Raw genomic sequence first — 23,189 nt, forward strand, 5'->3', positions numbered from 1 at the left:
CGTCGTTCTCGGATCGCCGCTGATTCTATATTTTCAGCGTTATTTGCTGTGCCGCTTTTTGCCGATGTCCATCAGACCATATATTTAAATGGAGCACCCACATTAGGGTGAAAGTCTCTATGAGCAAAACTTTTGCTGATTTTCCTTTAGACGAGTCATTACATAAAGCACTCGAATCTCTTGGTTTTACTACACCTACTCCTGTTCAAGAACAATCAATTCCAGCGGCTTTGGAAGGTAAAGACCTTTTAGTGTCTAGCCAAACTGGTTCTGGTAAAACAGCAGCTTTTTTATTGCCGACATTAAACGTTTTAGCAGGACAAGACACATTTGTTCCTTTTAAAGAACGCATGAAAGCAGTAACACAACCAAGTATTTTGGTGATTTCTCCAACACGTGAGCTTGCACAACAAGTGTGTCAAGACGCAATTGCATTTGTACGTCACATGAAAGGTGTTCGTATCGCTGCAATCATGGGTGGTATGCCATTTGGTAAACAAATCCAACAATTAAAAGGCGCGCAAGTCGTTGTTGCAACACCAGGTCGTTTACTTGACCTTGTTAATCGTCGTCAGATCAAACTTGATAAAGTTGATTCTTTGATTGTAGACGAAGCTGACCGTATGCTTGATTTAGGTTTCTCTGAAGACCTTGAAGCAATTAGCGATTTGGCTGCAAACCGTAAACAAACTTTAATGTTCTCTGCAACCTTTGCACCACGTATCATTAACCTTGCTGAACGCATGATGAATGATCCAGAGCGTATTGCAATTGAAACAGGTCATTCTACTAATACTGATATTACCCAAACTTTACATTGGACAGATGGCTTTGAGCATAAGAAAAAATTGCTTACCCATTGGTTAAATGAAGAAGATTTGGATCAAGCAGTTGTATTTGCGTCTACTCAAGAAGACACAGATATGCTTGCTGAAGAATTAACAGAAGCAGGTCTTTCTGTTGTTGCGCTACATGGTGCAATGCCGCAAACCGTTCGTAACCGTCGTTTACGCAGCATCCGTGAAGGTCGCGCAAAAATCTTAGTTGCAACTGACGTTGCAGCACGTGGTTTAGACGTACCTACGATTTCACACGTGATTAACTTTGGTCTTCCAATGAAAAACGAAGACTATGTACATCGTATCGGTCGTACAGGTCGTGCAGGTCGTACAGGTAAAGCGATTACATTAGCGACTTATCGTGAACGCGGTAAAATTCGTGCTTTAGAAGATTATCTAGAAACACGTTTAGATGTGTCTGAAATCGAAGGTTTAGAGCCATCTCCACCACCTGCACGTGGTAGCCGTGATGGTCGCGGTCGCAATGGCGGTGGTCGTCGTGATGGTGGTCGTGGCTTCGGCGGTGGTCGTGGTCGTGATGGCGGTCGTCGTTTCGAAGGCGAAAGCAATTTCAAACGTCGTGAAGGCGGTTTTGAAGATCGCCCACGTCGTAGTTTTGATGACAAACCACGTGGTGAACGTCCAGCATTTGGTGAAGATCGTCCACGTCGTGAGTTTAATAATGACCGTCCACGTCGTGAAGGTGGTTTCGAAGATCGTCCACGTCGCGAGTTTAATAATGACCGTCCACGCCGTGAAGGTGGCTTCGAAGATCGTCCACGTCGCGAGTTCAACAACGATCGTCCACGCCGTGAAGGTGGTTTCGAAGATCGTCCACGTCGTGAGTTCAGCAATGACCGCCCACGTCGTGAAGGTGGCTTCAATGATAAACCACGTTTTGACTCGAATGATGATAACCGTGGCAATCGTGTAGATTACAAACCACGCCGTGAAGGTGGTTTTGGTGATCGCCCTAAACGTTCATTCGGTGAAGATCGCCCACGTCGTGATTTTGGTGCTGATCGTCCACAACGTTCTTTTGGTGATGACCGTCCTAAGCGTTCATTCGGTGAAGATCGTCCACGTCGTGAAGGTGGTGATCGTCGTCGTAAATTTAACGACTAAGATCGTAATTGATTTAAAAAACCAGCATTTATGCTGGTTTTTTTGTGGGTGATTTTCTGACATTAATTTTAATATTTGTGATTTTCATCACATTAATGTTAATATGTATACCTTTACATAGGGGTGTGTATTTGTGATTAAACAAAATTATGGAGAAATTATGCTATATATCTTTTCGATATTACTCATTTCAAATATTGCGTATTTTATTTACAGTAGCTTAATTTGAGCCAAATTTTACAATTGGAATAGATGAAAAATAAACAATAATCTATTGAATTATTCTCATAAAAATATCGCTAAGTTTTTATTTTGTAAAAATTTGAATCAGTTCTTTATCTTTAATTACAACAAAATTCTTGAATTCAGAGTATAGTATGCGAGCTGTTGAATGCAGGAAAATGTTCAGCTATGAATAATCAATCACTTCTCGATGCACAAGCTTTAATCGAAATAAAAAATTTAAGCTTTAACAGAGGGGAACGTGTCATTTATGACAATGTGAATTTAAAAATTCGTCGTGGGCAAATTACCGCAATTATGGGGCCATCTGGAACAGGTAAAACCACTTTACTGCGTTTGATCGGTGGTCAGCTGACACCTGATCAAGGTGAAGTGCTGCTTGATGGTAAAAATATTGCAACCATGTCTCGTAATGAGTTGTTTACAGCGCGTGCACGTATGGGAATGTTATTCCAAAGTGGTGCGTTATTTACAGACATGAGTGTGTATGAAAATGTCGCCTTTCCTCTTCGCGCACATACCAAACTTCCTGAAAACTTGATTGCAGAATTAGTCGCATTAAAATTAGAATCAGTGGGTTTACGTGGTGCTGAAAAGCTGATGCCATCAGAGCTTTCTGGTGGGATGAATCGTCGTGTAGCATTAGCACGTGCGATTGCCTTAGACCCAGATTTAATCATGTATGATGAACCGTTTGCAGGACAAGACCCGATTGTTAAAGGGGTTTTGACGCGTTTAATTCGTTCATTACGTGAAGCATTGGATTTAACTACAATTATTGTGTCGCATGATGTGGATGAAACATTATCCATTGCGGACTATATTTATGTGGTCGCTGAAGGAAAAGTACAAGGTGAAGGTACACCTGCTCAATTAAAACAACATGCTTCAGCATTTGTACAACAATTTTTAACAGGTTCAATTGAAGGACCTGTCGATTATCAATTTAGTCATCAAGCTTATTTAAGCAATGAGGTACGTTCATGAATGCTATTGCCTTATTAGGTAGACGCGTTTTAGAGCGTGTTCAGGGAATAGGCGTTGCAACGCAAATGTTGCTGCGCATTTTATTCTCTATGCCTTCGTTATTGGGCGTGAAACTTTTTATTTATCAGATGTATCGTGTGGGTGTGCTTTCACTTTTGATCACCGCTGTATCTGGTTTATTTATTGGTTTGGTGATCGGCTTACAAGGCTACTCGATTTTAGTTAATATCGGTTCTGAAGCAATGCTTGGAACGATGGTATCGTTGACCTTGTTGCGTGAGCTTGCACCTGTGGTTGCCGCTTTACTTTTTGCTGGACGTGCAGGCTCAGCTCTGACTGCTGAAATTGGTTTGATGAAAGCCACTGAACAGCTTTCCAGTATGGAAATGATCGGGGTTGACCCTTTAAAACGAATCGTTTCTCCACGCTTATGGGCGGGTATTGTCAGTTTACCGATGCTTTCCGTAATTTTCGCTGCAATTGGTATTATGGGCGGAAAAATGGTAGGTGTTGACTTTTTAGGTGTCGATGAAGGTTCTTTTTGGAGTGGGATGCAAAGTAGCGTCCAGTTCGGAAAAGATGTGCTCAATGGCACTATTATCAAAAGTTTTGTTTTTGCATTAATTTGTACTTGGATTGCAGTATATCAAGGCTACGCCTGTGTACCAACATCTGAAGGTATCGCAACATCTACGACACGTACTGTTGTGTATTCATCATTATGTGTATTAGGTTTTGATTTCGTGTTGACTGCGGTCATGTTCGGAGGGGTTTAATGAAATCACGTACTAGTGAGCTGGCCGTAGGTATTTTTGTTATTATTTTCGGTGTTGCTCTATTTTTCTTGGCAATGAAAGTCAGTGGTTTGGTGGGTACTAATCTCAAAGATAGTTATACGATGACTGCCACGTTTGACAATGTGAATGGGCTTAAGCCGCGTGCGAAAGTGACCATGAGCGGTGTGAAAATTGGACAGGTCGATTCTATTTCACTTGATCCAGTGACACGTTTGGCAACGGTTAAATTCGACTTGGATGGTTCTCTAACCAGTTTTAGTCCAGCTCAATTAAAGACTGTACAACAAAATGCTGTAGAAGAACTACGTTATAGTTCTGATTATCAAGCTGCTGATCCAAAGAAACAAAAAGAAATGGAACAGCAACTATTGAATAACATGAAATCCATCACAAGTATCGATGAAGATGCTTACATAATGGTTGCAACCAATGGTCTTTTGGGAGAGAAATATCTCAAAGTGGTACCAGGGGGTGGCTTGAACTATGTTAAACGTGGTGAGAGCGTTTCAAATACGCAAGGTACAATGGATTTGGAAGACCTTATTTCTAAATTTATTACTGGTGGTGCAGGGAAATCATCAGAGGGTGCATCAGGTTCACAAGATGCATCTGCGTCGAATGAAGCAACAGATGCACAAACATCTTTTGTTGAATAAACATCAGAGGAATACTGAAAGATGAATATGTTATTAAAACAAACTTTTACAGCAACAGTTTTAGCGACTATGGTGGCAACTGCTGCGAATGCTGCCCCTGCAGAAGCACCTTCAACGTTTATTAAACGTGTAGCAGATGGCTTAATTTCACGTTTAAAAGCGGATCATGCAAAATTACAAAGCAATCCTGCTGCGGTAAAAGCGATTGTACGTCAAAACCTTGATCCGTATGTAGACGGTCAAGCATTTACACGTATTGTGATGGGGACATATGCCACAAACCAATACAGTAATGCAGCACAGCGTGCTAAGTTTGAGCAAAATTTCCGTAATACGTTGATTGAAAACTACGGTTCAGCTTTTGCTAAATACACCAACCAAACTTACACAATGCGTCCGTTCAAAGATACAGGCAGCAAAAATCCAGTGGTAACCATCGACTTTAACAACAAAGGCGAGAAAATCCCTGTGTCATTCCAGTTGGCTGATCATGGTTCACAATGGAAAATCCGTAACATCAATGTGTCAGGTATTGATCTAGGCTTACAATTCCGTAATCAATTTGCTGCAAACGTAAAACGTAATGGTGGCGATATTGACAAAGCCATTGCGACATTTGAGCCAGATGCAGATGCAGCCGTCAATAAAAAATAAGTAGGTAGGTGTCGGGTGATTGAATTTAAAGATCAGGAAATGTATGTCAGTGGTAAAATTGCCTATGACAATGCTGAAGAAGTTTATTTAAATGGTTTGAAGATGATTCAGACTGAAAATAAATTTCCTTTGACGGTAAATTTGTCGAATTTGCAGCAGGGCAGCACCTTAGTTTTGTCTGTATTGGTGCAATGGCTGCGTCAAACACCGAATCAGCAAGGTTTGCAGTTTAAAGCCGTTCCTGAAAAAATGCTGAAGATCATCCAAGCCTGCCATTTACAAGATGATTTAAAAATTATCTGATTGTAAACATTGAAAAGCACCGAAAGGTGCTTTTCTTTTAAATAACTTATTAGAAAATATTTAAAATAATGAGAAAGAAAAATGAGCATTGAATATTTTATTTTTGCAATGGATGATTCATGTACGAAGCAGGATGTGCTTTCTATTTTTGCTCCATATTGGAAAAATTTAGAAAAAGATCATATTTTTTTTGAACAATCAGAAAATTACTATCTACTCGATTATGGTGAGGATGGTGATTGTCATTTTGATATCACTTTGAATGAGGATCATACAGTAAAAGGTGTCACGATTTTTAGACCTTGTGGTAGTGCTGACATGGAGCAGTCGGTTTATAAATTAATTTCACAATTTCCGATGTTTATGACTTATCCAACAGCTCCTCTTTTATTGGTCACTGCAAATTCGAAATGTGTTCAAATAATAACTGATGAAAATCCAGAATTATTAGAAGATTTAATTGTTGTGGACAGCTTTGAAGATTATTTAGAAACTTAAATATTTAGACGATTAGGATTTATTTGAATAATTTAAGTCATTCAAATAAAAGAAAAGCATCAAAAGGTGCTTTTTTACAACTGTAGCATTTTGAAGTTTGCTTTATAGAATAGATGTAAAAATACGCTAACACGATTATAGATTCGGTGCGTTTCTTGCGCTTCGCTTTGAAACAGTACTTCAAAGCTTGCTCAAATCCATTTTTTCCATCTAAAGTAAATCAGTGGGCCAACAAAGAATGCAATAAGGATTGTAATCACCACAATAAAACTGGTTGTGCCATGTGCAAAAGGCAGCACTTCTGTGTTCATTCCATAAATACTGGCAATCAGCATCGGTGGCGCAAGCATACTGGGTAAAATGGAGAATCGACGAATCGTATCATTCTGTTCAGTGTTAATGAATCCAGAAGTGGTATCGAGCAAGAATCGAACCTTTTGAAATAAGAAAGCATCATGCTCTACCAATGATCGGACATCTTCACTTAATTCGCGGATATCAGCATCATAAATATGACTGCCTAAAGCACGTGGACGAGAAAGAAAGGTGAGGACACGACGTAAGTCAATCAGACAGAGTTGTGCTTTTCCGATCATATCTTCTTTTTGTGCAAGACGGGTAATCATGTCATCGAGATCAAGAATTTGCTCACGATGGCGTACATTTAGAACTTCAGTTGAGTATAACTCTAAGTCCTTGTGGACATCTTCCAAGATATCCGCAAGCTCATCTAGTTTGGCTTCCAGTAAACCTAATAAAATCCAAGTTGGATCTTTATAATCAATATCATAATCATTACGCCGAGCGCGCGCTCGAAAAGCACGAAAAGCCACTAGCTTTTCACCACGCAGCGTAAACAAACGATCTTTATGCAAAATAAAAGCGACCGTTTGTACAGTTGCAAGCATATTGCTTGAGTCTTCAGGATCACCTTCGACTTGATAGTTTTTATTTTTCGTTAAAAAATAGGTGCTGATATGTAAAATACCATCGTCATCACGATAGAATCGAGCAGATGAAGAAATGTCTTCGAGTGATTTGAGTGTTGGGAAATTTTGCTCGTAAGCATCCAATACCCATTCTTGTTCTTCTTGTGAAGGTGCAATAAGATCAATCCACACCAGTTCTGGGTGTAGATCAAATCCACCGTTAATGGTGGCATCTTCCAAACTACCGCGCTCAGTGGCATAAAAGGCTTCAAGCATAGTGTCTTTTCTCCCTTGCGCAGTATAGCGTTAAATTGATGCGTGTATTTTAGACAAGGATTTCATGAAAAACACTGATTACATTGTTCTTTTGTAAAAAAAATCTTAATCCATTCTCTAAAACACTAGCATGGTAAAATTAAAACTAGGTTAAATTTATGAATTCTATTGCAATTTTCTGTGGTTCATCGTTAGGTTCTGATCAAATCTTTGCAGATATTGCCAAACTGACTGGTGAAACAATCGCCAAACAAGGTAAAACTTTGGTCTATGGCGGTGGACGTTCTGGCTTAATGGGCATTGTGGCAGATAGTGCATTGGCAGCAGGTGGTCAAGTGATTGGGGTTATTCCGCAAGGCTTGGTCGATCGTGAACTGGCACATCCGCACCTAACAGAGCTCTACATTGTGAAAAACATGCATGAACGTAAAACCAAAATGTCTGAACTTTCGGATGGTTTTATTGCTTTACCTGGTGGGGCTGGCACGATTGAAGAGATTTTTGAACAATGGACATGGGCACAATTGGGGATTCATTTAAAACCTTGCGCATTTTTAAATGTTGAAGGATTTTATGATGATTTATTAAAGTTTATCCAATTGACTACAGATAAAGGCTTTTCGAGAGCACGATTTACTGACGTACTGATCCATTCTGCATCTTTAGAAGAGATCTTAACTCAATTTGAACACTATCAAGCGCCTGAACCAAAGTGGGGAGTAAAAGACCGAGAAGAATTGGTAAAATTAGAAGATCAGGATAAGACTTTTGATTAATTGAGAAATAAGTAATCAAGGGGATTCTAATTTAAGCACAATATATTGAATATTAAGTAGGTTAATATCACAATATATTGTGTTTTTTATTTTCAATGCTCATGAATATTATTACTGTTACTGCGGCAATCATTCTCAATGAAAAAAATCAATTGCTACTCGTGCGCAAGAAAAATACTCAATTTTTTATGCAAGTGGGCGGTAAACTTGAGCCAAATGAAGAAGCTCAACAAACCATGTTGCGTGAAATTAAAGAAGAAATAGGAGCAAATGCCAAAATTGAACAGTTTGTTGGACGTTTTGAAACACAAGCTGCCAATGAAGCAGGGCATCAATTGGTGAGTTATGTGTATCTGATCAATCTTGACCAAGCACCTAAAATTGATGCTGAAATTGCAGAGATGAAGTGGGTTGATTTAGATGATGGACAAACTTTGCTTGCACCCTTAACCAAAGAGATTGTGATTCCGTGGTGTAAGCAAAATATTGTTTAATTTTATATTGAAAACTCAATTTTAATTTTCACTAGAGATTTGGCTTTTAATTCCTCCAGCAGCAATACACGCAGTATAAATTTGCTGACAGCCAAGGTGTTGTAAAGCTTGATGAAGCGCATGAATCGAACTACCTGTGGTTACTACATCATCAATGATCAGTGCTTTCTTATATTTTCTTTTTTCTGCCTGAATAATTTGGAATTGATCTTCAATATTTTCTAATCGCTCAAGTCGACTTAAGCCCTTTTGTGAATGTTGTGCTGCTCGAATCACGGGTTGCCAAACAGGTATTTTTAATTCTGTTGCCATAATTTTGGCAATGATCAGCATTTGATTATAACCCCGTTCTTTGAGTCTTTCTGTAGAAATAGGCATGGGTACAATGGCTTGGACTTTGGAGAGTCTTAAACTCAGTAAGCTGTGGGCGAGTAAGTTTTGATATTGCAGTTGTTGTTCATATTTGTAGGTTTGAATGATGTGGTTAATGGGAAAGTCATAGTGATGTGCGCAAAGAATGTTATGTTCGTGGCGTTGGATGTGTTGTTTGTACCACGGGAGTTGTTGCCAGCAGGCGCTACAAAGAGAATGTTGTTGTTGGCGGTCGATACCACAGAGCAGGCAAGGGGAAATGCTTTGTATGCCTTTGTGGAGTAGCTGGTTGATAAATGAAAGCATTTTTTATTCTGATTTTTATGATTTAACCATATTAATAATAACTATACTTAATTTATAAATCTATTATTGAATTGGAAGAGTGTTGATTCGTAATGAATTAGCACAACCACATATTTCAGATAAAACTTAAAGTATATTTGTGTAGGCGATGCCTAACTTTTGAAGGATCAAAAGTTACAAAAATCCTTTGTTGAGCAAAGGGGACTCCTGTCACCCTTGCTCAACGGCGACATCCATGTCGCCTTACACGATAGCAAAATATCTTTGAGTATTGTTTTGTAGTTACTAGCCTTTACACATACGCATATCTTGGTGCTTTGGGTAACCAGCGTTTTAGTAATGCTTCGGCATTTTCAGGATAATCTTTTAAAACTTGTTGAGCGACATAATGCGCTTGATTGAGTAAATGGTCATCTCGTTCAAGTTTTGCAACCCGAAAACCCATATCGCCTGTTTGTTTTGTTCCCAGTAATTCTCCCGGTCCACGTATTTCCAAATCTTTTTCTGCAATAATAAAACCATCATTGGTTTCACGCATGATGCGTAAACGCTCTTGACCATTTTGTGAAAGTGGATGTTTATACAGCAGGGCACAGAAACTTGCAGTAGCACCGCGACCAACACGCCCACGGAGCTGATGCAATTGTGATAACCCTAAACGCTCGGCATTTTCAATCACCATAATCGAAGCATTTGGCACATCGACACCGACTTCGATGACTGTGGTAGCAATCAAAAGCTGTAATTCATTGTCTTTAAATTGCTGCATGACAGCTTGTTTGTCATCGGCTTTCATTTTGCCATGTACAAGTCCAATATTCAGCGCAGGAAAACGCTCTTTGATTTCTGCATAAGTGGCTTCGGCAGCTTGTGCATCCAAAGTTTCAGATTGTTCAACAAGCGTACACACCCAATAGGCTTGCTTGCCCTCAGCGCAGTTGCTTGCAATACGCTGTAAAACTTCTTCACGACGTTCGAGCGGAATAGTAACTGTTTGAATCGGTGTACGTCCCGGCGGAAGTTCATCGATTAATGAGGTATCTAAATCACCATAAGCAGACATGGCCAAAGTTCGTGGAATAGGCGTTGCGGTCATGACCAATTGATGCGGTGTGGTGTTGTCAATACCTTTGTTACGCAAAGCCAAACGCTGATCAACACCAAAGCGATGTTGTTCATCAATGATGACTAAGCCTAATTTGGCAAATTCGACATTATCCTGAAACAACGCATGCGTTCCCACGATCACATTGGCAGTACCATCTTTAATGGTCTGTTCGGCTGTTGTTCGGGCTTTACCTTTTTGTTTACCTGATAGCCACGATACATTTAAACCTAAAGGCTCAAACCATTTTTTAAAGTTTAGATAATGCTGTTCCGCCAAAATTTCAGTCGGTGCCATGAGGGCAACTTGCCAGCCTTCTTCTAGTGCATGACAAGCCGCTACGCCTGCAACCAATGTTTTCCCTGCACCAACATCACCTTGTACCAGTCGTAACATCGGTTTGTTTTGTTTTAGATCTTCGGCAATTTCATTGGAGACGCGCTTTTGTGCATTGGTCATTTCAAAAGGTAGACTTGCTAAAAGTTGCTTGGCAAAATTTTTACTATAGGAAAATGACGGTGCAGCAATTTGTTGAATATAAGCGCGTCGTGTGAGCAAACTGATCTGATGTGCGACCAATTCTTCAAAAATTAAGCGTTGCTGCGCAGGATGTGAACCTTGCGAGAGTTGCAACATGTTGGCATCTACAGGTGGATGGTGAATGTATTCCAGTGCCTGTTTGAGTGCATAGCCATTGGTAAATTTTTCGGACAATAATTCTGCTAAATCATCGGCATGATGATTTAGCGCTTGCTTCACATAGTCCCGTAGTTTCGGTTGGGTTAAGCCGTCCGTTGCGGGATAAATGGCTGTGAGTTGCGTTTGGGGGAGAGGGGTATGTTCTGTAATGAGTTGTATTTCAGGATGATACAGTTCTAAACCACGTGCACCCACCCGAACTTCGCCAAAGATTCTTAAACGATTACCTGCTTTAGCACGGTCTGTCAGGGTTTTATAAATATGATAAAAACGTAAGGTGACTTTGCCGAAATCATCCTGTAGCAAAATCGCCATCGATTTGCGTTTTCCAGGGGGCATATCGATGGACTTGACCACGCCTTCAAGCAAATAACTGCGTCCAACTTGTAATTGGTTCATGGGAATGATCGTGCTACGATCTTCGTAGTCACGTGGTAAATGAAACAGCAGATCGTCTGTTGTGAAAATATTTAGTTTTTCAAGTAAAGCAGCGGCGGCATTGCCAACCCCTTGCAATTGATGGACGGCAGCCATGTCCCCTCAACTTTGGTTTGATTGATCTGGATAGATCAGTTTTCAGAATAGGTCATTTGATGCATATTCTATTTATCGGTTATGGTAAAACATCGCAGCGTGTTGCTAAACAATTATTTCAACAAGATCACCAAATTACCACAGTGAGCCATAGTGCGAAAGAGGATGATTTTGCTGGGCATTTGGTTCAGGACGTTCAGCAGTTAGATTTGTCGCAGATCAAACCTGTCGATGTCGTTTATGTTCTGCTTGCACCATCCCGAAATACCAATTTAAATTCGATAGAAGCCTATCAGCAGACGTATGTGGATTCTGTCCAACCCATTGTAAATGCTTTAAGCAATCATCCGATTAAACGGATTATCGTGGTGTCATCGACACGAGTCTATGGTGAGAATAACGGTGAAATCATCAATGATGATTCACCAGCGATTCCAAGTGATGAACAAGGTCATTTACTTTTAAAAATGGAACAGTTATGGCAGCAGGCTTATCCCAATGAATGTGTGATTGTACGTCCAACTGGGATTTATGGGGCGTCTACAGCGAGAATGCTGAAGTTAGCTGAAACTACGAAAATCTATCCCAATATTCATTGGTCAAATCGGATTCATATCGATGACTTAGCAAGTTTCTTAGTGAGTTTGCTTCACGTGGAACATCCTGAAAAGTCTTATATTTGTACTAATAACAAGCCTCAGCCTTTACATGAAATGATTTTAAAGATTCAGCGTGAGTTGGGTTTGCCTGAATTGGTTTTGGAGAGTGAGAGGGAAAGTGGGAAAAGGATTTTTGCGAGGCAGGTGGTGTTAGAAGATGTTCAAAACTCTATGTAAATCTAACTAAATTCGTTGATATGGAGTTTTGAATATCTTTAATTGTTAAAAAAGTTCTATTTTATTAACATGGACATTCATAAAACAAAACTTTTTAATTAATAAATAAAATTTTGAAATCACTTTAGATCAAACCTTTTTCAGCCATTTCAGCAAGGTTATTTTTTGCTTCTGCATGACCTTGAGCAGCAGATTTACTAAACCATTCGAACGCTTTTTGATGATTTTGGGTAACACCTTGCCCATTTTCATACAATACTCCAAGGTTGTTTTGTGCATCAGCTTCACCTTGAGCAGCAGCTCTATTGAAAAGTTCAAATGCTTTTTCATAACTTTGAGTTACATAGAGACCCTTATAATACATTAATCCAAGGTTATCTTGAGCACCCGCATGTTCTTGAGCAACAGCTTTACTAAACCATTCAAATGCTTGACTATCATTTTGAGCTACGCCTTGACCAGTGACATACAGTACACCAAGATTATTTTGTGAATTTGCATCACCTTGAAGAGCAGCTCGGTTATAACAATTAAATGCTTTTTTATAACTTTGATTTACGCCATGACCATAGTGATACATCAATCCCATACTATGTTGTGCTGCTAGAAAGTCTTGGGCAGCAGCCTTACTGAACAATTTATATGCCTTTTCATAATCTTGCGCTATACCTTGACCATGTTGATACATTACCCCAAGGTTGTTTTGTGCACAAGCATTCCCTTGTTCTACCGATTTGTTATAAAATTCTAGTGCTTTTACATAGTCTTGTATTACACCTTCGCCATTTTGATACATTGATCCAAGATTGGCTTGTGCTATAGCATTATTTTGAGTTGCTGCTCGGCTATACCATTCAAAAGCTTTTTCGTAATCTTGTATTACACCTTGACCATTTTGATACATCCAGCCAAGATTATTTTGTGCATTTGAATCTCCTTGTATGGCTGCTTTATTAAATAACTCAAGAGCCTTTTCAAAATTTTGTGTTATACCTTGACCATTTTGATACATAACTCCAAGATGAGTTTGAGCAAGAAAGTTATTTTGAATAGCTGCTTTCTTGAACCATTTGAAAGCCTTTAGATAGTTTTGTGGTACACCTTCGCCATTTAGATGCATTAATCCAAAGTCATGCTGCGCATCAGAATTTCCTTGATGAGCTAGTTTTGATATATATTTGACTTGTATATATGTTGAAAATTTTGGACTGATGATAGCAATTATATATACAATTATTTTATAAAAAATATTGGCTCTAATATCCATAATTTTGATTATTAATTTAAGTTATTGATTTAATTTAATACATTTCTAGCTAAAAAGAAATGAGAATCGATTTTTTTATACAGTTATTTGATTGAAATAGGTATCTATATTTTTAGATACCTATTTATTTTAAATATTTACTTCTTCTTCCGTTTCAAACGTTTCTTCGCTTGCTGAGCAGCTACAGCATCCAACGCTTCTTTTAACTCTTCATCAGTAAATGAAGTAATGTGTTGCAACATTTGCAAAGTCACATCATCCAAAACAAGATTGGCATACTGTGCAACATTACGGAATTGCTCATCAAAAACAATCGCACCTTCCTCATTTTTGGCAATATAACCTTGCTCAGTCAACACCTTAATAAAACTTTGGAAAAGCGCTTTATCAAAAAACTCAGGCGAGTTGAACTCATACAACACCGACAAGCGTTGACCTAGTAAATGACTCAAGGTTTCCACTTGATTGGTTGAAATATTACCCGAACCACGTTGCGTGATCAGTGCCAAAGTCATGTAATAACGCTCAAGACTCTGACGCACAGGCGCAGCCAATACCGCAAGCTGATTATGATCTTCTGAATTTGGTGCAGGACTGAAAATAAAACCTTCATCATCTACAAAAATTAAATCTGCCTGAGCCAAAGCTTTTACATATTCACAAACTTGATCTTTAATCTCATCATCTTTCCATTTTAAGAACAATTCAGCTTTTAAAAATGGATAAAGAGTACGAATAACATTGATCAAATCGGTGTGATTAATTTTACCATTATGCTCAACCAACGCAGCAATTAGAGATGGTAAAACAAAGGCATGCAAAATATTATTACGGAAATAAGTAAGTAAAACGGCTTGATGATCTTCAATCGCAATAATATCGCCCAAGACATGCTGTACACGACGAATTAACTTAAGTTTTAGACCATAGGCAATGATTTCTTTACCCGACAAAGGGGTGACTTGCGTGCGTTCATCATATGGCAAAGCGGTTAAAAGCTTACGATACGTGTCGAGTTGTTTCTCACAAATCTCTTCATCTAAAGTGTGCTTAGGCGTTGCCAATAAAATCAATGACAAGAGCGAAACAGGGTTAATCACCACAGCACGGTTAATATTTTCCAAAATCATATGCGCTGAACTATTCACTGCATCAGCAACTTGATCTGGAATCGGGTCATCATTATGTTCAATCTGAACTTGATCAGCCCCATGTGCTTTTAGTACATCATCTAGGAAAACAGGCTCACCAAAATTGACATGTACTTTACCGAAAATACGTTCAATCTTTTTCAAAGTTTGAATGATACCGAAAATAGACTCTGACTCTTTCGGTTTACCATTCATTTCCCCAACATACGTTGCGCCTTCCATCAAGCGCTCATAACCAATATAGGTTGGAACAAAGGCGATCGGTTTGGTTTTACCACGTAAATGACCATGCACCGTCATTGCTAACATGCCTGTTTTAGGCGGTAATAAACGACCAGTACGAGAGCGACCACCTTCAATAAAATACTCTAAAGGCGTATTCCGAGATAAAATACTATATAAATATTCTTTAAATACAGATGTGTAAAGCGCATTTCCACGGAATGAACGGCGAATAAAGAACGCACCGCCACCACGTAATAATTGACCTACAAATGGCATATTTAAATTATCACCAGCAGCGATATACGGCACCATCAAACCACGTTTAAAGATCACATACGACAATAATAGATAGTCGATATGACTGCGATGACATGGGGTATAAATGATTTCATAGTCTTTGGCCAATTCACGCACAGTACTGAAGTTATGGACTTCAACACCATCATAAAGCTGTGTCCATAAACGTGTTAGCGCAACTTCGGCAAAACGTATCGCTGAATAAGAATAATCAGAGGCGATTTCATTTACAAAGCCAATCGCTTTACGCTCAGCTTCAATCATGCTGATTTTAGAGCGAATACTTTCCTTACGAATGGCATCTTGTACATCAGGTGACTTGATTAAAGTCAACATGACATTACGGCGATCAGAAAGGTCAGGCCCAAGAATTACTTCACGTTGACGATCTAAATAATCATTCAACTGGTTAATAATATACGTCGTTGGTGAAATATTGGGATGTTGTGTTTTGGCAAAATTGATCAATTCACGTAATGATTTGGCTTCATGAAACTCAAGAAAAGACTGACGACCATGTAAGCCGATATTCATCAATTGCTTGACTTTACTTGGCGTTGCCCAAGTATCTGTAAACAAAAGTTTTAACCAAGAGTCTTCTTTGTCTGGTGAGCGTCCCCACAAAACAGTCACGGGAATCAGTTCAATATCGACATCAGGATGCTTTTCAATAAATTCAATCAAGCGGACTAAACGAGGTGGGTAAGCGTGTGATTGTTGCCCTAAGAATTGTGCATCATCATTATTTTGTAAAAATAAAACCGCAGCTTTTTCTTTATGATTGTCTAGTACGATTGGATCAAGTGCAGGTTGTAAGTTTAAGCGGCGAGTTTCCGCATCAACAACCAGCGCATTACTCCGTGAATAATTTTGTAACACATAACACACCACTTTTTTTATTGGCGTTGCTGTGCTGACATCAGGTTTATTGTTATCGTCTAAGAGCGCAGTTTCTGTGCTAGGAACTTCTCCAAGAACATGTGGTGTGACCACGAGGTCAAGTAGCTTACTGGAAAGCCGACGATACATTTGACCAAAACCATTCTTGGACATATTGACTCCTAGTTCCTAAGAAATACTGTTTAAGCGATACAACTAAACTTAAAAATGCTGTAAAAACCGTGTGTTATTTTATGATGAAGTATCATCACACTATGCGGTTTTATCGTTAAAAATCGTATAGTGAAGAATTATAACAAAAAAATAAGTGACGATATTGTTTATGAAACTTTAGTAAAATACTCTGAAATTATGGCAAAATACTGAGCATTCTCACAGGTTTCAGGTATGTCGTGAATTTTACTTCACTACAGCTTAAATAAGAATAGGTTTTATATGAATGCTTTAACTCAAGAACTGGTTGATTTACTCACATTAGAAAAGCTTGAAGAGCATATTTTTCGTGGGCAAAGCCGAAATCTCGTAGGCAAGCGAGTTTTTGGTGGACAAGTTTTAGGTCAAGCATTGCGTGCAGCATCCTATACGGCTGATCGTCCTGTGAACTCTTTGCATGCTTATTTTCTTTATGGCGGTGATGTTAATGCACCGATTATTTATGAAGTGGATAAGCTGCGGGATGGAAAAAGTTTTTTAAGCCGTCAGGTTCGAGCGATTCAACATGGACGTACAATTTTTTCAGCGATGGTGTCTTTTGCAACGCCAGAGGACGGCTTAGATTATCAAATTGCTGAGCCACACTATCCAAAACCTGAAGAATTAAAGTCTGAACAAGAGTTAAAAGAAAATCTGGTCAGTTTTATTCCAGAAAATATTCGTACGGCATTTATGCGTCCACGCCAAGTTGAAATTCGTCCAACAACGATCAGCAATCCTTTTCAACCTCAGCCAGAAGCGCCTTCATACGCACATTACTTGCGTACCCATGACAAACTTGCGCCAGCGTTGGCAGATGATATTTCATTACACCAAGCGATTGTGGCTTTTTACTCAGATTATACGTTGATGATGACGGCACTACGTCCGCATGGTTTGAACTATCTATCTCCAAGCTTACAATGTGCCAGTATTGATCATACGATTTATTTCCATAAAGCTGTAAAAGCGGATGATTGGATGCTTTACGATATGGATGCCACCATCAGTGCCAATTCTCGTGGATTAAATTTTGGACGTATGTGGCAAAATGGTGAGTTGGTATGTAGTACTGTGCAAGAAGGCTTGATGCGTTTACGTGAAATAGAAAATCAATAAAGTCAAAATATAACAATACTATGCAAGCCATCATGATTGATGGCTTTTGCATTTTTAATGCTAGATTTGTCACAAAAAAACGCTCGATTGTTCATGCTTTCAATGGCATAGTGCAGGCAAGCAAAGAAAAATAGTCAGTGAAGATGAGCTTAAATACGCAAATTTTAATTGCCGCAATTTTAGGTATTGCATTTGGATTTTTACTTAATCTGTTTCCCGATACACAATTTTTTGACAGTAGTATTTATCTCTTAGGGATCGCCAGTAGTATTTTCATTGGCTTATTAAAAATGCTGCTTGTTCCACTGATTTTTAGCTCAATTGTAGTCGGTGTTTCTAATTTACAAGCGGGTGGGCAACTGAGTCGTACGTGGAAAATTACGCTGGCGTGTTGTGTTACTACGACCACATTGGCATTAATTTTAGGCTTAAGCTGTGCGCATTTATTTGATGTCGGCAAAGGTGTAGACATTGCGTTATTTCAAGAGGCAATGAATAACCATCAAACGCCAGATACCTTGACACCAACCTCCTTTTTTACCAACTTTATCCAAAATACCTTGATCAACCCATTTAAAGCTTTTGCAGAAGGCAATGTCTTGGCGGTGGTTGTCTTTGCACTATTTTTGGGTGCAGCTTTGGTAAAAGGTGGAGAAAAATTTAAAACTATTCGCAACTTAAGTGTGCAATTTTTTGAAGTGATGATGTTGTTGGTAAATTGGGTGATGAAACTTGCACCCATTGGCATTTTTGCATTATTGGCAAAGTTGATCTCTACAGAAGATATTTCAATTTTAAGCCGTTTGGCTGAATTTGCTGCAGTGGTTACAGGCACAACTATTTTTCATGGCGCAGTGGTGTTGCCGTTATTGTTATGGATCTTTGGGAAAATGAATCCCATCATCTTTTTCAAAGGAGCGCGTGCAGCTTTAATCACCGCATTTGCAACCAGTTCTAGTTCAGCAACCATGCCACTTTCAATGAAATGTGCGCAGGAAAATTTAGGTGTGCGTCCGCAAACAGCGGGTTTCGTTATTCCACTCGGTACGCAGCTCAATATGGACGGGACAGCTTTATATGAAGCTGCTGCTGCTTTATTTATTGCAAATTTGATGGGGCTAGATTTAAGCATTGGTCAGCAAATTATTGTCTGTTTAACGGCAATGATAGCTTCACTTGGTGCACCAGGGATTCCAAGTGCAGGAATGGTCACCATGATTATGGTATTACAATCGGTGGGCTTACCTGCCGAAGCGATTGCGATTTTACTGCCAATTGATCGGTTGCTAGATACGGTGCGGACAGTGGTTAATGTGCAAGGAGATATGATGATCAGTGTGGTGGTCGATCATCATACCAAAGCGCTTGAGTATCCAGTCGATCAAAAAGCAGGTTGATAAAGCGGATAAAGTTGATCTTCTTCACTGTGAATACGTTGTGTTAAAACTTGCCCAATGCTCTCAAACTCATGCTGGAAACTGGCTAAATTTTCACTGGTGATCGCTTCACTTTGCCACTTTTTAATAAACATCACCACACTATGTGAAATATTATTCATCTCTTTGCGGTATTGTTTTACTGTTTCTAAGTGATTGGTATCTTTTGCAAAATTTTGTTCTAGATAACAATAAAAACTGACATTTTCTTGCATGATATGACGATTAAACTCGGTTTTGAAGTGCATTAATAGTGCTTGAATATCTTCAAACTTTTGTATTTGGATGAGTTGATCTATTTGAATATAGAGGGCAATTAATCGCTGATGATCATTTTTTAAAGCAGGAATTAAATCTTTAGAATACGAAATTTTATTTTCATGTTCTGTAGATACAGCATGATCAGTAGTTGTTGGGGTAGAGGAACGATGAATGAGTTTTTGCAAAAATTGATAAAAAATGGCGAATAATTTTTTCATTCTAAGCAAGTTGTCTTATGTAAATATTTACCAAAATTATACATAAATGTGATGTGTTTAACAAAAAAATAAAGCCATATAAAAATGAATTTATATGGCTTTAAAGTGATTTTATTTTTAATGTCTTAAGCGGCTTGAGGCAGTGCGCGTTTTGCAGCAGGTGACTGATCTAAATAGGCAATCGCATCTTCTGTTTTTGCTTCATGCACAGGATCATACCACGGCATTAAATAACCGAGCTGCTGCGATACCAACCACAATGGATGCGGTAAGATACGATTATCAGCTTGTGCAATATTTGCCCATTCACGCCAAATCCAAGGTTTATAGAAAGCAGGCTTTTTGTCCGCAAAACGTGGGTCTTGCCCCATAATATGTGCCGCACCATCTACCCATAAACCTAAGATTGCTACAATCGCAATCACACTTTGATAATAACGAGAAATATAACCACCACCTAAATGACGATATAGATCAAATGCCACTGTGCGATGCTCAATTTCTTCTGCACCATGCCATTTGATTAAATCGAGCATATTGGCATCTGCGCCTAGACGTTCCCATTCTTTGTTATAAAGTGCGTATTTACCCAATACACAAGTCATGTGTTCAACGGTTGCTACAATGCCGACACGAAATAAATCCCATTCATGTTCTAATGCTTTGGGTACACTTAACCCCAAAGGTTGATCTGCCAATAATTTGCCAAATAGAAAATCCATGAGATTTAAATTACGTTGAATATCAATGTGACGAGCAGTTAAATATTCTTTATTGGCAGAGGTGTGGGCTTGAGCATGCATGGCTTCTTGGCGAATAAAAGCACGCACATCTTCGGCTAGTTTTTCGTCTGTAACTCTTGGCAATACGCGGTTATATAAGCGACAGAACCAAAACTCGCCCGCAGGTAAGATATTATTAATTTCGTTAATAAAATAACTGGCAAAAGGCTGATTTGGAATCCAATCTACGGGTGTTTCTTGCCATTCAAATTTCACTTTGCGTGGTTTGATATGATATTGAATAGACGATCCAATTCTGCTGTTTTTTAAACGAGAGAATAACTTCATCATACTGTCCTAATTTTTTTAATTTGATCCCACATTTTTCTAGTATAAAAAAATGCCCTAAATTATTCTTAGCAATTTAGGACATTCCAATATCAATAAGTGATGTATTTGGTCAGACAATGTAGGATTTATTTGATTTGATCGACATTATTTTCCAAGTTTTCCTCTGATTCGTCTGTATCAATATCCACTTCAGCTTCATCAAAATCTGCTTCTGAAGCTTCAGGAATACTGTCTAGATCAAAATCTGTTGGGTTATCTAAAGTAAAATTCAAACGTCCACCCATCACACTTGCTAACTCTTCTAAACCTTGTTTATTTAAAGAAGAAAACAGTTGAATAGAGAAGTTGAGTTTCATTTTTTTCAATGTTTGCTTGACTTCTAGCAAGGCTTTATTGGCTGGACCACGATTAAGTTTGTCTGATTTGGTTAAGAGCACATGCACAAATAACTGACGAGAGTGTGCCCATTCCAACATCATCACATCAAAATGTTGCAAGGGATGGCGAATATCCATGAGCAAAATTAAGCCTTGTAAGCTTTTACGATGGATCAGATAATTTTCCAGTTCTTTTTGCCAAACAATCTTCATTGCTTCAGGCACGGCTGCATAACCATAACCTGGCAAATCGACCAAACGTTGATTTGGATTACCTAGACTAAAAAAGTTGATCATTTGAGTACGACCAGGCTTTTTAGAGGCACGAGCCAGTTGTTTTTGGTTGGTAATCGCATTAATTGCACTAGATTTACCAGCGTTTGAGCGTCCTGCAAATGCAACTTCATAACCTGTATCTTCTACACACAAGTCGAGTTTGGGTGCGCTCATCAAAAACTCAGCTTTGCGCAACCAATTTAAGGCGGTTCCTGAATATTCAGAAATAACGGAATCTACCTTTTTTTCGTAGCTAATTTTCTGCCGAGGCGCATTTGCTGTTTTACTGTTTTTCGACTTTCCACTGCTGCGATGCATAATTCAACTTCAAACTAAAAATTAGCCCTAGTATAAATGATCACGCTCTGTGTTACGAACTTCTGAGAGTAAATTCAAAAAATGTCTAAACTAAAATTCAAATCAAAGTTGAATAAGTTCGATCGCTGATTGCTTTGAAGTTGGAGCATTGGTTGAGCGATGTAATACATCGGCAACGGTATATTGATCTAAAACTTGATAAAACTGTTCAACAGCATCATCCAAGATGCCTTTTAGTCCACATCGCCCACGCAAAACACAAGGTGGCGTATTGCACTCAACGATAGATGCTTCACCTTGCAAAATACGAACCATTGCACCGAGTCGTAAAGTACTGACTTCAGGGTTTAAGCGGATTCCGCCACCTTTACCTCGTGTGGTAATGAGCCATTCTTGTTTTGCCATAAAATGCACAATTTTTACCAAATGGTTTTCTGACACTTTTAAATCTTTTGCGATCTCAGCAATGGTATAAGGCGTATCCTTAGGTCTTGCGGTATATAAGACTAGGCGCAGAGCATAATCAGTAAATTTATTTAACTGCATAGCACTTTCAATTAATTAGCTTAAAGCCATGTTAACGTGAAACTTCTTGAAAAGAAAAGAATTTGACGATAAATCCAACTGATTTTATCAACAATACTGCGATAAAGGGGATAGTGCGTAGAAAAGATTGAGTTATAACAGATAATAAAAAAAGTAGGTCAATACAAGACTGACCTACTATATAACTAAAAAATTATTAACAAATAAGTATTAACCAATAAGCGGTGCAGTCACTTGAACTGTGTCACCCACTTTGTAATGGTCAAGTAGAATATTTGCTACTGAAAACTCAGTGGGTTCTTTTTCAGGTTTTACTACAATTTGATAGTCACTGCCTTGCTGCGCTTCAGTAAATGCAAATTGTTGAGGTTGTTGAATTTCGTGATTTGGCACCTGAACTTTTACTGAAATATAATATTTCGGCTCTGATGCAGGAATCGCATTACCATCTTGAGGTTTAAGCGTAAATTTCTTGCCTTCTTCAACTTCTTCAATTGCAGAAATTTCAAAAGCACGCCAACCCGCCCAACCGCCATCTAAAGCAACAAGGTTGTCGTATTTTTTCTTCTCAATATCGATCAGGATAGCTGCTAATTGTAAATAAGCTTCTTTCCATGCTGCGATTAGATCTGACTCAAAAGGAACATTGAGTACTTCGCTGATCGAATGTAAAAGGTTTTCACCAACAATTGAATATTGGTCTGCTTGAATATCCAAGCTTACGTGTTTATTTCCAATATGATCTAAAACTCGAGCAAGAGAGCTTGGGTCTTCAATGTGTTCAGCATAAGCCAAAACAGCACCAGCAAGCGCACGAGGTTGACGACCTGAACTTTGGTGATCCATGTTAAAAATATTTTTAAGATCAGGGTTGTTAGTTAACATTCTGTTATAAAAATATTTGGTTAATGCAACACCATTTTCACGAAGGACAGGTACTGTAGATTTTACGAGTTCGATATGTTCTGGAGTCATGGCTAGACCTTTTTATCTGGCTTTATTAGAAGATGTATTTAAAATATATCTTTAATATGTAAATTGCAATCACTTTTAGAACAAACTCCTAAAAAAAATAAGGAATAATTAATTATTCCTTATTTAATC

At 38.6% G+C, this 23,189-nt stretch carries 22 protein-coding genes; 12 read left to right on the plus strand and 10 right to left on the minus strand.

Features of this window, described 5'->3' with window-relative positions; genetic code table 11:
- Positions 1–119: 119 nt before the first annotated feature.
- The 7 genes from HUS24_RS12535 to HUS24_RS12565 all read left to right on the plus strand — a co-directional run bounded on the left by HUS24_RS12535 (position 120) and on the right by HUS24_RS12565 (position 6,102).
- A complete protein-coding gene (locus HUS24_RS12535) occupies positions 120–1,964 on the plus strand; it encodes a DEAD/DEAH box helicase (RefSeq protein WP_173912305.1) in 1,845 nt (614 codons plus the stop codon).
- Between the two features lie 411 nt (positions 1,965–2,375).
- Positions 2,376–3,194, plus strand: a complete 819-nt coding sequence (locus HUS24_RS12540) for an ABC transporter ATP-binding protein (RefSeq protein ID WP_173912306.1) — start codon at positions 2,376–2,378, stop codon at positions 3,192–3,194.
- A complete protein-coding gene (gene mlaE / locus HUS24_RS12545; RefSeq protein WP_065994069.1) occupies positions 3,191–3,970 on the plus strand; it encodes a lipid asymmetry maintenance ABC transporter permease subunit MlaE in 780 nt (259 codons plus the stop codon). Before HUS24_RS12540 ends, mlaE begins: the two co-directional genes overlap by 4 nt.
- Complete coding sequence (locus HUS24_RS12550) at positions 3,970–4,647, plus strand: outer membrane lipid asymmetry maintenance protein MlaD (protein ID WP_173912307.1); 678 nt, start codon at positions 3,970–3,972, stop codon at positions 4,645–4,647. The genes mlaE and HUS24_RS12550 overlap by 1 nt, the downstream gene beginning before the upstream one ends.
- Positions 4,648–4,668: 21 nt before the next feature.
- Complete coding sequence (locus HUS24_RS12555; RefSeq protein WP_173912308.1) at positions 4,669–5,301, plus strand: phospholipid-binding protein MlaC; 633 nt, start codon at positions 4,669–4,671, stop codon at positions 5,299–5,301.
- 15 nt (positions 5,302–5,316) lie between these two features.
- Entirely contained in the window at positions 5,317–5,604 is a 288-nt protein-coding gene (locus HUS24_RS12560) for a toluene tolerance protein (RefSeq protein ID WP_173912309.1), read from the plus strand.
- 81 nt (positions 5,605–5,685) lie between these two features.
- Entirely contained in the window at positions 5,686–6,102 is a 417-nt protein-coding gene (locus tag HUS24_RS12565) for a hypothetical protein (RefSeq protein WP_173912310.1), read from the plus strand.
- A 191-nt stretch (positions 6,103–6,293) separates the two neighbouring features.
- Here the strand turns inward: HUS24_RS12565 and HUS24_RS12570 are convergent, their stop codons facing one another.
- Positions 6,294–7,307 (minus strand): CorA family divalent cation transporter, encoded by a 1,014-nt coding sequence (locus HUS24_RS12570; protein WP_173912311.1) that lies wholly within the window; start codon positions 7,305–7,307, stop codon positions 6,294–6,296.
- Positions 7,308–7,465: 158 nt separating this feature from the next.
- On the opposite strand from HUS24_RS12570, the gene HUS24_RS12575 reads away from it, so the two are divergent.
- Both HUS24_RS12575 and HUS24_RS12580 read left to right on the plus strand, forming a co-directional pair.
- Entirely contained in the window at positions 7,466–8,083 is a 618-nt protein-coding gene (locus HUS24_RS12575; RefSeq protein ID WP_173912312.1) for a TIGR00730 family Rossman fold protein, read from the plus strand.
- 101 nt (positions 8,084–8,184) lie between these two features.
- Positions 8,185–8,577, plus strand: a complete 393-nt coding sequence (locus HUS24_RS12580) for an NUDIX domain-containing protein (protein ID WP_173912313.1) — start codon at positions 8,185–8,187, stop codon at positions 8,575–8,577.
- A gap of 21 nt (positions 8,578–8,598) precedes the next feature.
- On the opposite strand, the gene HUS24_RS12585 is transcribed toward HUS24_RS12580, so the two are convergent.
- Together HUS24_RS12585 and recG are read right to left on the minus strand one after the other, a co-directional pair.
- On the minus strand, positions 8,599–9,255 hold the full coding sequence (locus tag HUS24_RS12585; RefSeq protein ID WP_173912314.1) for a ComF family protein: 657 nt from the start codon (positions 9,253–9,255) through the stop codon (positions 8,599–8,601).
- Between the two features lie 292 nt (positions 9,256–9,547).
- The gene (gene recG / locus HUS24_RS12590) at positions 9,548–11,593 is read right to left on the minus strand and encodes an ATP-dependent DNA helicase RecG (protein WP_173912315.1); all 2,046 of its coding nucleotides are present in this window, start codon (positions 11,591–11,593) and stop codon (positions 9,548–9,550) included.
- Between the two features lie 59 nt (positions 11,594–11,652).
- On the opposite strand from recG, the gene HUS24_RS12595 reads away from it, so the two are divergent.
- Positions 11,653–12,429 carry an NAD(P)H-binding protein gene (locus tag HUS24_RS12595; RefSeq protein ID WP_173912316.1) on the plus strand — a complete coding sequence of 259 codons (777 nt, stop codon included), beginning with the start codon at positions 11,653–11,655 and terminating at the stop codon, positions 12,427–12,429.
- Positions 12,430–12,553: 124 nt separating this feature from the next.
- Here HUS24_RS12595 and HUS24_RS12600 read toward each other — a convergent pair whose 3' ends face one another.
- Complete coding sequence (locus HUS24_RS12600; RefSeq protein ID WP_173912317.1) at positions 12,554–13,696, minus strand: tetratricopeptide repeat protein; 1,143 nt, start codon at positions 13,694–13,696, stop codon at positions 12,554–12,556.
- A gap of 137 nt (positions 13,697–13,833) precedes the next feature.
- A complete protein-coding gene (gene plsB / locus HUS24_RS12605) occupies positions 13,834–16,422 on the minus strand; it encodes a glycerol-3-phosphate 1-O-acyltransferase PlsB (protein ID WP_173912318.1) in 2,589 nt (862 codons plus the stop codon).
- 282 nt (positions 16,423–16,704) lie between these two features.
- On the opposite strand from plsB, the gene HUS24_RS12610 reads away from it, so the two are divergent.
- Both HUS24_RS12610 and HUS24_RS12615 read left to right on the plus strand, forming a co-directional pair.
- The gene (locus tag HUS24_RS12610) at positions 16,705–17,580 is read left to right on the plus strand and encodes an acyl-CoA thioesterase II (RefSeq protein WP_173912319.1); all 876 of its coding nucleotides are present in this window, start codon (positions 16,705–16,707) and stop codon (positions 17,578–17,580) included.
- A 143-nt stretch (positions 17,581–17,723) separates the two neighbouring features.
- A complete protein-coding gene (locus tag HUS24_RS12615; RefSeq protein ID WP_173912320.1) occupies positions 17,724–18,977 on the plus strand; it encodes a dicarboxylate/amino acid:cation symporter in 1,254 nt (417 codons plus the stop codon).
- On the opposite strand, the gene HUS24_RS12620 is transcribed toward HUS24_RS12615, so the two are convergent.
- From HUS24_RS12620 to HUS24_RS12640, 5 genes are all read right to left on the minus strand, one after another.
- A complete protein-coding gene (locus tag HUS24_RS12620; RefSeq protein WP_173912321.1) occupies positions 18,962–19,495 on the minus strand; it encodes a hemerythrin domain-containing protein in 534 nt (177 codons plus the stop codon). The genes HUS24_RS12615 and HUS24_RS12620 overlap by 16 nt on opposite strands.
- 125 nt (positions 19,496–19,620) lie before the next feature.
- Positions 19,621–20,565, minus strand: a complete 945-nt coding sequence (locus tag HUS24_RS12625; protein WP_173912575.1) for a metal-dependent hydrolase — start codon at positions 20,563–20,565, stop codon at positions 19,621–19,623.
- Positions 20,566–20,693: 128 nt separating this feature from the next.
- Positions 20,694–21,539 carry a ribosome biogenesis GTP-binding protein YihA/YsxC gene (gene yihA / locus HUS24_RS12630; protein ID WP_173912322.1) on the minus strand — a complete coding sequence of 282 codons (846 nt, stop codon included), beginning with the start codon at positions 21,537–21,539 and terminating at the stop codon, positions 20,694–20,696.
- Positions 21,540–21,641: 102 nt separating this feature from the next.
- On the minus strand, positions 21,642–22,085 hold the full coding sequence (locus HUS24_RS12635; protein ID WP_173912323.1) for an Rrf2 family transcriptional regulator: 444 nt from the start codon (positions 22,083–22,085) through the stop codon (positions 21,642–21,644).
- 210 nt (positions 22,086–22,295) lie between these two features.
- A complete protein-coding gene (locus HUS24_RS12640) occupies positions 22,296–23,060 on the minus strand; it encodes a globin domain-containing protein (protein WP_173912324.1) in 765 nt (254 codons plus the stop codon).
- Between the last annotated feature and the right edge of the window lie 129 nt (positions 23,061–23,189).

Origin of the sequence: Acinetobacter sp. Marseille-Q1618 (assembly GCF_902809855.1) — a bacterium.
GTDB lineage: Bacteria > Pseudomonadota > Gammaproteobacteria > Pseudomonadales > Moraxellaceae > Acinetobacter.